The sequence below is a fragment of the Microbacterium sp. CCH5-D1 genome, assembly GCF_001557335.1.
GTDB lineage: Bacteria > Actinomycetota > Actinomycetes > Actinomycetales > Microbacteriaceae > Microbacterium > Microbacterium oxydans.
The window spans coordinates 1-8179 of record NZ_LSJW01000306.1 but is presented as its reverse complement, the minus strand read 5'-3'; the positions used below and the strand labels follow the sequence as shown (position 1 = coordinate 8179).

Genomic DNA, 8179 nt, shown 5'->3' with positions numbered 1-8179 from the left:
CCGCCGGCGCCGAGCGAGGAACCGGCACCCGCGCCAGCTCCGGTCGTACCGGCTCCCGCACCTGCCCCACCCCCTGCTCCGGCCCCTGCGCCCGCGCCACCAGCGCCGCCCGCAGGTGACGACGATGACGACGACGGCGGCGACGATGACTGATGCGCCCACGCTGCCCCTCGACCTCGAGGGCGCCGGCTCCGCGGCGCCGCGGAATGCGCGAGCGATCCCCCACGTCTCCGCATCGACCGGTGCGCCGCTGCGCACGCTGCGCCGCCGCACCCTGCCCGCGCGCTGGCGGATCACCCTGTGGATCATCCTCAGCACCGCGATCACGCTGCTCGCGGTCGGCATGATCGGTCGGAGCATCTTCCTCGCGGGTGTCGAGCAGTCGGCCAATGCGGAGATCGAGCAGGAGGCCGCGGAGTTCGCCCGTTTCGCGGAGGACGCCGCGGTCAGCGGCCACACCACCCCGGAGGAACTGGTCAGCGAGTACGTCGCCCGGCAGTCCGTGCACGAGAACGAGGTCGTCGTCGCGTCGGTCGGCGGCGAGGTGATCGCCGTCGCGAACGGACGGGTGGAGGCGACGGATCCTGCCGCGCTCTCCGCCGTGCCAGGGGGAGAAGCGCTCGTGACCGGTCTGCTCGGCCAGTCGGCGTCCTCCGGTGCGATGGAGGCGCCGGACGCGGGGCCCCTGCGCTGGGGGAGGCTGGAATTCACCGCAGGCGACCGCGCCGGTGCCGTCCTGATCGTGCAGTACACGCAGGAAGCGCGATCCCAGGTCGATGCCGGGTTCACCACGATCGCGTGGGTCGCGTTGATCGGCATCGTGCTCAGCTCAGGCGTCGCCTGGCTCGTGGCCGGCCAGATCCTCGCCCCCGTGCGTGAGGTCTACCGCGTCGCCCGCGACATCGGCGAGCACGATCTCTCCGCGCGCGTGCCGGTCGACGGGACGGATGACATCGCCGCCGTGGCCACCACCTTCAACCAGATGCTCGACCGCCTCGAAGCCGTGCACGCCACGCAGCAGCGGTTCGTCGACGACGCTGGGCACGAGCTGCGCACGCCGATCACGATCGTCCGCGGGCAGCTGGAGCTCTTGAGCGAGGAGCCGGAGGAGCGGGCGGCGACCCTGCGACTCGTGAGCGACGAGCTCGATCGGATGAGTCGCATCGTCACCGACCTGCTCGTCCTCGCCCGTGCCGAGCAGCCCGACTTCGTGCGCGTCGCCGACTGCGACGTCGCCGCCCTCACCCTCGACATCGAGGCCAAGGCGCAGAACCTCGGTGATCGCCGCTGGCAGCTCATGGAAGTGGCGGAAGGCACAGCGCCTGTCGACCCGCAGCGGGTCACCCAGGCCGTGCTGCAACTCGCGGCGAACGCGGTGCAGGTCACGGAGCAGGGTGACCGCATCCTGATCGGCTCGCGCTTCGACGGCGAGGGCGGCGAACGCCGACTGCGGCTGTGGGTGCGCGACAGCGGCCCCGGGGTCGCAGCGGCTGACGCCGAGCGCATCTTCGAGCGTTTCGCCCGCGGAGACAGCTCCGGCGCACGCCGCGGTTCGGGCCTCGGACTCGCGATCGTGCGGGCGATCACCGACGGGCACGACGGCTCAGCCTGGGTCGACAGCGTCTTCGGGGAAGGGGCCGCTTTCGGCATCGACCTCCCCGCCCCGACCACCGCCCCGACCACCGTGCGGCCACAGTCCGCATCAGAGAGGAGCGAGTGAGATGCGCAGCATCCTGATCGCCGAAGACGACCCGCACATCACCTCGTTCGTGCGGCGGGGTCTGCGCGCAGCCGGCTACGAGACAGCCGAGGCCGCTGACGGTCACACCGCCCTGCTGATGGCGCGCAGCGGCACGTTCGACCTGGTGCTGCTGGACATCGGGCTCGGGGGCATGGACGGATTCGACGTGCTCGCCAACCTTCGTGGCGAGGGCGTCGCGACGCCGGTGATCATCCTCACCGCCCGCGATTCTGTCATCGACACCGTGCGCGGCCTGGAGAGCGGGGCCAACGACTACGTCACCAAGCCGTTCCAGTTCGCTGAACTCATCGCACGTGTGCGGTTGCGGATCGGCGACGGCGAGGGGCGGACTGCCGGTCCGGTGCTCACTCACGGCGATGTGCGGGTCGATGTGCGGGCCCGTACCGTCACGGTCGACGGAGACATGCGCGAACTCACCTCGCGTGAGTTCGCGCTGCTCGAGGTGTTCCTGCAGAACGCCGGTCAGGTGCTGTCGCGCGACCAGCTGATCGGTCACGTCTGGGGGATGGACTTCGATCCGGCCTCCAATGTGGTCGACGTGTACGTGCGGGCGCTGCGCGGCAAGATCGGCGTCGACCGCATCGAGACCGTGCGCGGGGCGGGATACCGGTTCCGATGAACACTCGTTCCGAGAACACGTCACCCGTGGGGGAGGCGGTGGTCGAGCGGGCACGCTTCGCGACCATGCCGCCCGAGCGCCGACCGCTGCCCGTCGAACGCCGATCCGTGCGCCGGCGGCTCGGGCGCGCGGGTGCGCTCCGCGTGGTCGCGCTCGGGCTCGTGCTGACGGCCGGGGGCGCGATGCTCCTGGCCGCGCTGACCCGATCGCCGGGGAGCGGCGCGCCCACCCTGCCGATCGCGGTGACGCTCGCGGTCTTCCTGCTCGCCGTATGGGCATGGACCTCGACGCGTCTGGACGACACACTCGTCGCCTTCCTCGCCGCGATCGCCCTCATCGTCACCGGGGTACTGCCGGCACGCGACTTCTTCGCCTCGCTCGGCGACGAGACGATCTGGCTGCTCATCGGGGCGTTCGTGATCGCCTCCGCGGTAGCCACCTCGGGACTGGCCCTGCGTGGCGCCGCCCACCTGCTGCGATTCGCGCGGGGTCCACGGAGCCTGTTCCACCTCATGACGGTCGCGCTCACGCTCACCGCTTTCGCCGTGCCGGCGACGTCAGGGCGGGCGGCGCTCGCCGTCCCCGTGCATACTGCGGTCGCCACCGCGCTTCCCGGACGCGACAGGGTGATCCGTGCGCTGGCGCTCCTGATGCCGACCGTGGTGCTGCTGTCGGCTGTCGGCTCGCTGCTCGGGGCCGGAGCACACATCGTCACGGACCAGCTGCTGCGCGCCGCAGGGGAGGAGGGCTTCACGTTCTCGAGCTGGCTCTGGCTCGGACTGCCGCTCGCCGTGGTGTCGTCGCACCTGGCGTGCGAGATCATCCTCTGGCGCTTCACCCGGAGCGAAGACCGCACCTCACGTCTTCGACTGAGCACTGCGGAGATCGGCCGCTCCGCGTCGACGGCCGTGACCGGGCCGCTCAGCACCCTGGAGCGACGAGCCGCCCTGCTGCTGGGGGCGGTGATCCTGCTCTGGGCCACCGAGCCGCTGCACCATCTGTCGCCCGCCCTGGTCGCGCTCCTCGGGGCCGTCGCCGCCGTGACGCCGGGGATCGGCTGCCTGACGTTCCCCGCCGCGATCAAGCGCGTGCCGTGGTCGCTGCTGCTGTTCCTCGCGGCCACCCTCGCGCTGGCGTCCGCGCTCACCACCACGGGCGCTGCCGCGTGGCTGAGCTCGTCCGCGCTCGCACCGCTGCGTGGACTCGGCGCTGCAGGGGCCGTGGCCTTCGTGCTCGTCGTCATCGCGATCTCGACGGCGGCGCATCTGCTGATCCCCTCGCGGTCGGCCCGTTCCGCGGCGATCATCCCCGTCGTGGTCGCGCTCGCTCCCGCCCTCGGCATCTCACCGATGGCTGCAGCCTTCGCCTCGACAGCGGCTGCCGGCTTCTGCCACACGCTTCCCAGTTCGGCGAAACCCGTCGCGATGTTCGCTGACCCCGACATCGTCAGCGGTGGTTTCAGTCCGCTGGATCTGCGTCGACTCTCGGTGGTACTGGCTCCCGCGATGTTCGTGCTCGTCGCGGTGTTCGCCCTCTGGGTATGGCCGTCGATGGGGCTGCCTCTGTTGCTCTGACCCGCAGCGTCCCGTTCACCCACCCGCTTCACTCCGCGTGCGCCGCCGGTGCACCGGTGCTCGTCGTGCCCGCACACCGGGCGCTCGTCGCCCGTTCGGGCGCAGAAGGAGGAATCATGTCCATCCACATCCCGCAGCGCATCCTGGTCGCACCCAGCGGATTCAAGGAGAGCCTCAGCGCCGAGGCCGTCGCCCAGGCGATCGCCGCCGGTGTGCGTCGGGTCATCCCCGGCGTGCAGGTGGACGAGTATCCGGTGCCGGACGGCGGGGAGGGCACGGCAGCCGCGCTCGCCGCGGCGACGGGCGGCGAACTCATCGCCGCCCGGGTGACCGGGCCCGTCGGCGACGCGGTCGACGCGCAGTGGGCGCGGCTCGGAGGGCGCGGCTCGGGAACCGCCGTGGTGGAGATGGCATCCGCCGCGGGGCTGCGACTCGTGCCGCGCGACCGCCGCGACCCCGGTGCGACCACGACCCACGGTGTCGGCGAGCTGATCGCGGCCGCGTTGGACTCGGGTGCCGAGCGGATCGTGGTCGGCTGTGGCGACTCGGGGACGAGCGATGGGGGCGCGGGCGCGCTCGAAGCCCTCGGGGCCCGCATCCTCGATCGCGATGGCGCGCCTGTGGCTGCGGGCGGTCGGCACCTCCGGGACGCGGTGCACCTCGATCTGTCAGGCCTCCATCCGCGCATCGGCGAAGTCGAGATCGTGCTGGCGTGCAACATCCACAACGTGCTGTGCGGTCCGCGCGGCGTCGCCAGGGTGTTCGGACCGCAGAAGGGGGCGACACCGGAGCAGGTGGAGCAGTTGGCCGAGGCGCTCGACATCTGGGCTGCTCTCCTCGAGGAGCAGAGCCCGTTCGGTGCCGCGATGGATGTGCGCACCGGCGGAGGCACTGGCGCATCGGGCGGTCTCGGGGCCGGGCTGGCCGCAGTTCTCGGCGCCCGCCTCGCTCCGCGCTTCGAGGTGCTGCTGGACAGCGACCTGCTGCCGAAGCCGATCGACGGATTGATGGCCATGGCCGACCTGGTCATCACGGCGGAAGGCGCCATCGACTTCCAGACTCCGCGCGGAAAGGTGCCGGCCGAGATCGCCATGCGCGCCCGCGTCGCCGGCGTCCCCGTGCTCGGAATCGCCGGGTCTCTGGGCGTCGGTGCTCCGACCGTGCACGACATCGGCATCGACGCGATCGCCTCGATCCTCACCGTGCCGATGCCCCTCGAGCAGGCGGTGGAGCAGGGCGAGGCGCTGCTGCGAGACGCCGCGGAGCGCAGCATGCGGATGGTCCTGCTCGGATCGGCGATGTCGGCACGGGCCGCCTGAAGCGTGGCGGAGCGCCGGCTGCGGGCCTGACGCACAGCGCGGCCTCGGTAGGATCGAGGGGTGGCAGTGAACCAAGATCTGGTCGGCCGGGAGTTCCCGCCGACGGCCCCGTACCTCGTCGGCCGGGAGAAGGTGCGCGAGTTCGCTCGTGCCGTCTTCGCCGACGCCCCGCAGCACACCGACGTCGAGGCGGCCCGCGCAGCCGGCTTCTCCGACGTCGTGGCGCCGCCGACGTTCGCGATGGTCATCCAAGACCTCACGCTTCAGCAGCTGCTGGGTCAGGAGGACTCCGGCATCGCGCTCGAGCGCACCATCCACGCAGAGCAGCGCTTCACCTACACGCGCCCGATCGTCGCAGGAGATGAGCTCACCGCCCAGCTGCGGGTCACCGGCATCCGCATGATGGGCGGGAACGCGATGATCACCAGCGAGGCCGAGATCACCGACCCGGCGGGAGCCCACGTCGTGACCGCCACCAGCGTGCTGCTCGTCGGCGCCGAGCCGAGCGCCGAGGAAGAGGGGGCCGCCTGATGGGCTACACCGTCGGAGACGTGGTCGCCGAGCGCACCGTGCACCTCACCCGCGAATCGCTCGTCCGCTACGCGGGAGCATCCGGGGACTTCAACCCCATCCACTACCGGGACGACGTGGCGGCCTCTGTCGGGCTCCCCGGCGTGCTCGCGCACGGCATGCTCACGATGGGCATCGCCTCGTCGGTGGTCGTCGCCGCACTCGCACCGGAGACGCGCATCCTCGATTACGGGGTGCGCTTCACCAAGCCCGTCGTGGTCGACCCGGTCGAGGGCGCCGATGTCACCGTCGTGGCCACCGTCGGCGCTGTCGACGAGGAGGTCGCCCGCATCGACCTCAAGGTCACGTTCGGCGACACCACCGTGCTCGTCAAGGCGCAGTTGCGCGTCGCCGTCTGATGAGGACGGTCTGATGCGGGAGATCGAGGCGGTCCGGCTCGCGGAGCTGACCACACTGCGCACGGGCGCGGCGCCGGAGCGGATGTTCGAGGCGACGACGACTTCCGGACTGGTCGAGGCTCTGCGCGAGACCTGGGCGCGGGGCGACGAGTGGTTCGTCCTCGGTGGCGGATCCAATCTCTTCGTGGGCGACGAGCCGTTCGAGGGCACGGTCATCCGCGTGCGCACCGAGGGCATCGACGAGCTGCCGTCCCCCCACGCGGGTCGCATCCGTCTGCGTGCGCAGGCCGGACACGGCTGGGACGACTTCGTCGCGTACGCCGTCGCGCACGGCTACGCGGGTCTCGAGGCGATGAGCGGGATCCCCGGTACCGTCGGCGCGGCCCCCGTGCAGAACATCGGCGCTTACGGCCAGGAGATCCAGGAGACGCTGGTCGAGGTCGAGCTGATCGACGAAGCGACCGGCGAGGTCTCGACCGTTCCCGCCGCGGAACTCGGGCTGGGCTTCCGCACCTCGGTGCTCAAGCATCACCACGGCAGCGTGCCGCTGCGCCGTGCCGTGATCCTCTCGGTGACGGTCGACCTGCTGGTCGCCGGTGAGCGCGTGGTGCGCGGCGAGCAGCTGCGTCGGGCGCTCGGCCTCACGGACGACACCCCGGTTCCGCTGGGCTGGGTGCGGGAGCGTATCCTGGCGACTCGGGCATCGAAGGGCATGCTGCTCGATGCGGACGACCCGGACACTCACGGTGTCGGCTCGTTCTTCCAGAACGCGATCGTGACGGCGACCGTGGCCGCAGCGCTGCCGCCGGAATGCCCGCGCTGGCCGGTCGCCCCCGACCTCGATGCCGTGACGGTCATCCCGCTCGCGTCCTACGACGGGCAGGTGCCGCTGTCGAAGCCGGCCGCCGTCTCCGACGTCAAGGTGAGCGCGGCGTGGCTCATCGAGCAGGCAGGCATCCGCAAGGGGTTCAAGCTGCCGCACTCCCGCGCATCCGTGTCGACGAAGCACGCGCTCGCTCTGACCAACCGAGGTGGCGCGACCGCTGGTGAGGTCGCCGAGCTCGCGCGGTTCATCCAGAGCAGGGTGCACGCCGAGTTCGGTCTCGTGCTGCAGCCGGAGCCCGTTCTCGTCGGCGTCGAGCTCTAGAGCGTCGAGGGGTAGGGCACGTCGTCGGTCGCGGCTACACTCGCGGCATGAGCGGACTGATCCCGTACCTGTTGTTCCCCGGCAACGCTGCAGAGGCGCTCGGTCACTATCGATCGGTGTTCGGCGGTGAGCTCCAGCTGCTCGACTATGCCACGGCAGGACGCCACGACGGTCCGGGCGACGCGGTCGCGCACGGACAGCTGAGCGGGCCGGTCGAGGTCGCCGGGGCGGATGCGGGTGCGGATGACGACGCGGTGCAGATGAGCGGCATGTTCCTCTCGCTCCTCGGCACAGCGGATGCCCTGACCCTCACCGACTGGTACGACAAGCTGGCGGCAGACGGACGAGTCATCGACGCGCTGCAGAAGCGTCCGTGGGGAGACTTCGACGGCACGCTCGTCGACCGCTACGGCGTCCGCTGGCTGATCGGCTTCCACCCCGAGGACTGAGGTGTGTCCCTGCCGAAGTAGGGACGAGACGACGGCAGGAAGATCAACACGACCGCCGTGGTGGTGAGGACGAGGGCCGCGAGGCCGACCGGGAACTCCCAGGTCGTGCCCGTTGCCGCAGGGACGTAGAGCGCGAGGGGGAGCGGGAACAGCACGGTCGCGTATCGAGCCCACGACTTTCCTCTTGTGACGAGCACGGTGATGGTCGCGTAGACGACCACCGGTACGAAGGGGAGCACACTGAGCAACGCTCGCCACTCTCCTCCCCAGTACCAGAGGAAGGGGGCGACCAGGAGCGAGGCGAAGAAGATCAGCACGGTCACCGTGATCAGGATGGCGAAGGCCACCCGCAGACTCACAGGCATCCCCTCACCCTCCAC

Annotated in this window: 8 protein-coding genes and 1 pseudogene; 8 read left to right on the top strand and 1 reads right to left on the bottom strand. The window is 71.0% G+C overall.

The window, feature by feature from the left end:
* The 8 genes from AX744_RS18400 to AX744_RS18365 form a co-directional block, all read left to right on the top strand.
* The coding region (locus AX744_RS18400) for a sensor histidine kinase (protein ID WP_231728853.1) at positions 1-1720 on the top strand (1720 nt) is incomplete at its 5' end.
* A gap of 1 nt (position 1721) precedes the next feature.
* A complete protein-coding gene (locus AX744_RS18395; RefSeq protein ID WP_046747831.1) occupies positions 1722-2381 on the top strand; it encodes a response regulator transcription factor in 660 nt (219 codons plus the stop codon).
* Complete coding sequence (locus tag AX744_RS18390; RefSeq protein WP_197429281.1) at positions 2378-3955, top strand: SLC13 family permease; 1578 nt, start codon at positions 2378-2380, stop codon at positions 3953-3955. The genes AX744_RS18395 and AX744_RS18390 overlap by 4 nt, the downstream gene beginning before the upstream one ends.
* 116 nt (positions 3956-4071) lie before the next feature.
* Positions 4072-5274, top strand: a complete 1203-nt coding sequence (locus tag AX744_RS18385) for a glycerate kinase family protein (RefSeq protein ID WP_061018538.1) — start codon at positions 4072-4074, stop codon at positions 5272-5274.
* Positions 5275-5334: 60 nt separating this feature from the next.
* A complete protein-coding gene (locus tag AX744_RS18380; protein ID WP_061018537.1) occupies positions 5335-5805 on the top strand; it encodes an FAS1-like dehydratase domain-containing protein in 471 nt (156 codons plus the stop codon).
* Positions 5805-6203, top strand: coding sequence for a MaoC/PaaZ C-terminal domain-containing protein (locus tag AX744_RS18375; RefSeq protein WP_061018535.1), 399 nt, complete (start codon positions 5805-5807; stop codon positions 6201-6203). The genes AX744_RS18380 and AX744_RS18375 overlap by 1 nt, the downstream gene beginning before the upstream one ends.
* Before the next feature lie 13 nt (positions 6204-6216).
* Positions 6217-7350, top strand: a complete 1134-nt coding sequence (locus tag AX744_RS18370; protein WP_061018533.1) for a UDP-N-acetylmuramate dehydrogenase — start codon at positions 6217-6219, stop codon at positions 7348-7350.
* A 47-nt stretch (positions 7351-7397) separates the two neighbouring features.
* Positions 7398-7799: a VOC family protein gene (locus AX744_RS18365; RefSeq protein ID WP_058632594.1), complete on the top strand. Its 402-nt coding sequence runs from the start codon at positions 7398-7400 to the stop codon at positions 7797-7799.
* Here AX744_RS18365 and AX744_RS18360 read toward each other — a convergent pair.
* Positions 7757-8179: pseudogene (locus AX744_RS18360) on the bottom strand (hypothetical protein); the annotation flags it as partial. The gene AX744_RS18365 and the pseudogene AX744_RS18360 sit on opposite strands and share 43 nt — an antisense overlap.

Excerpts from the sequence above, each read along its gene's own strand:
- AX744_RS18395 (WP_046747831.1), top strand. The coding sequence starts at position 1,722 with ATGCGCAGCATCCTGATCGCCGAAGACGACCCGCACATCACCTCGTTC.
- AX744_RS18390 (WP_197429281.1), top strand. The coding sequence starts at position 2,378 with ATGAACACTCGTTCCGAGAACACGTCACCCGTGGGGGAGGCGGTGGTC.
- AX744_RS18385 (WP_061018538.1), top strand. The coding sequence starts at position 4,072 with ATGTCCATCCACATCCCGCAGCGCATCCTGGTCGCACCCAGCGGATTC.
- AX744_RS18375 (WP_061018535.1), top strand. The coding sequence starts at position 5,805 with ATGGGCTACACCGTCGGAGACGTGGTCGCCGAGCGCACCGTGCACCTC.
- AX744_RS18370 (WP_061018533.1), top strand. The coding sequence starts at position 6,217 with ATGCGGGAGATCGAGGCGGTCCGGCTCGCGGAGCTGACCACACTGCGC.
- AX744_RS18365 (WP_058632594.1), top strand. The coding sequence starts at position 7,398 with ATGAGCGGACTGATCCCGTACCTGTTGTTCCCCGGCAACGCTGCAGAG.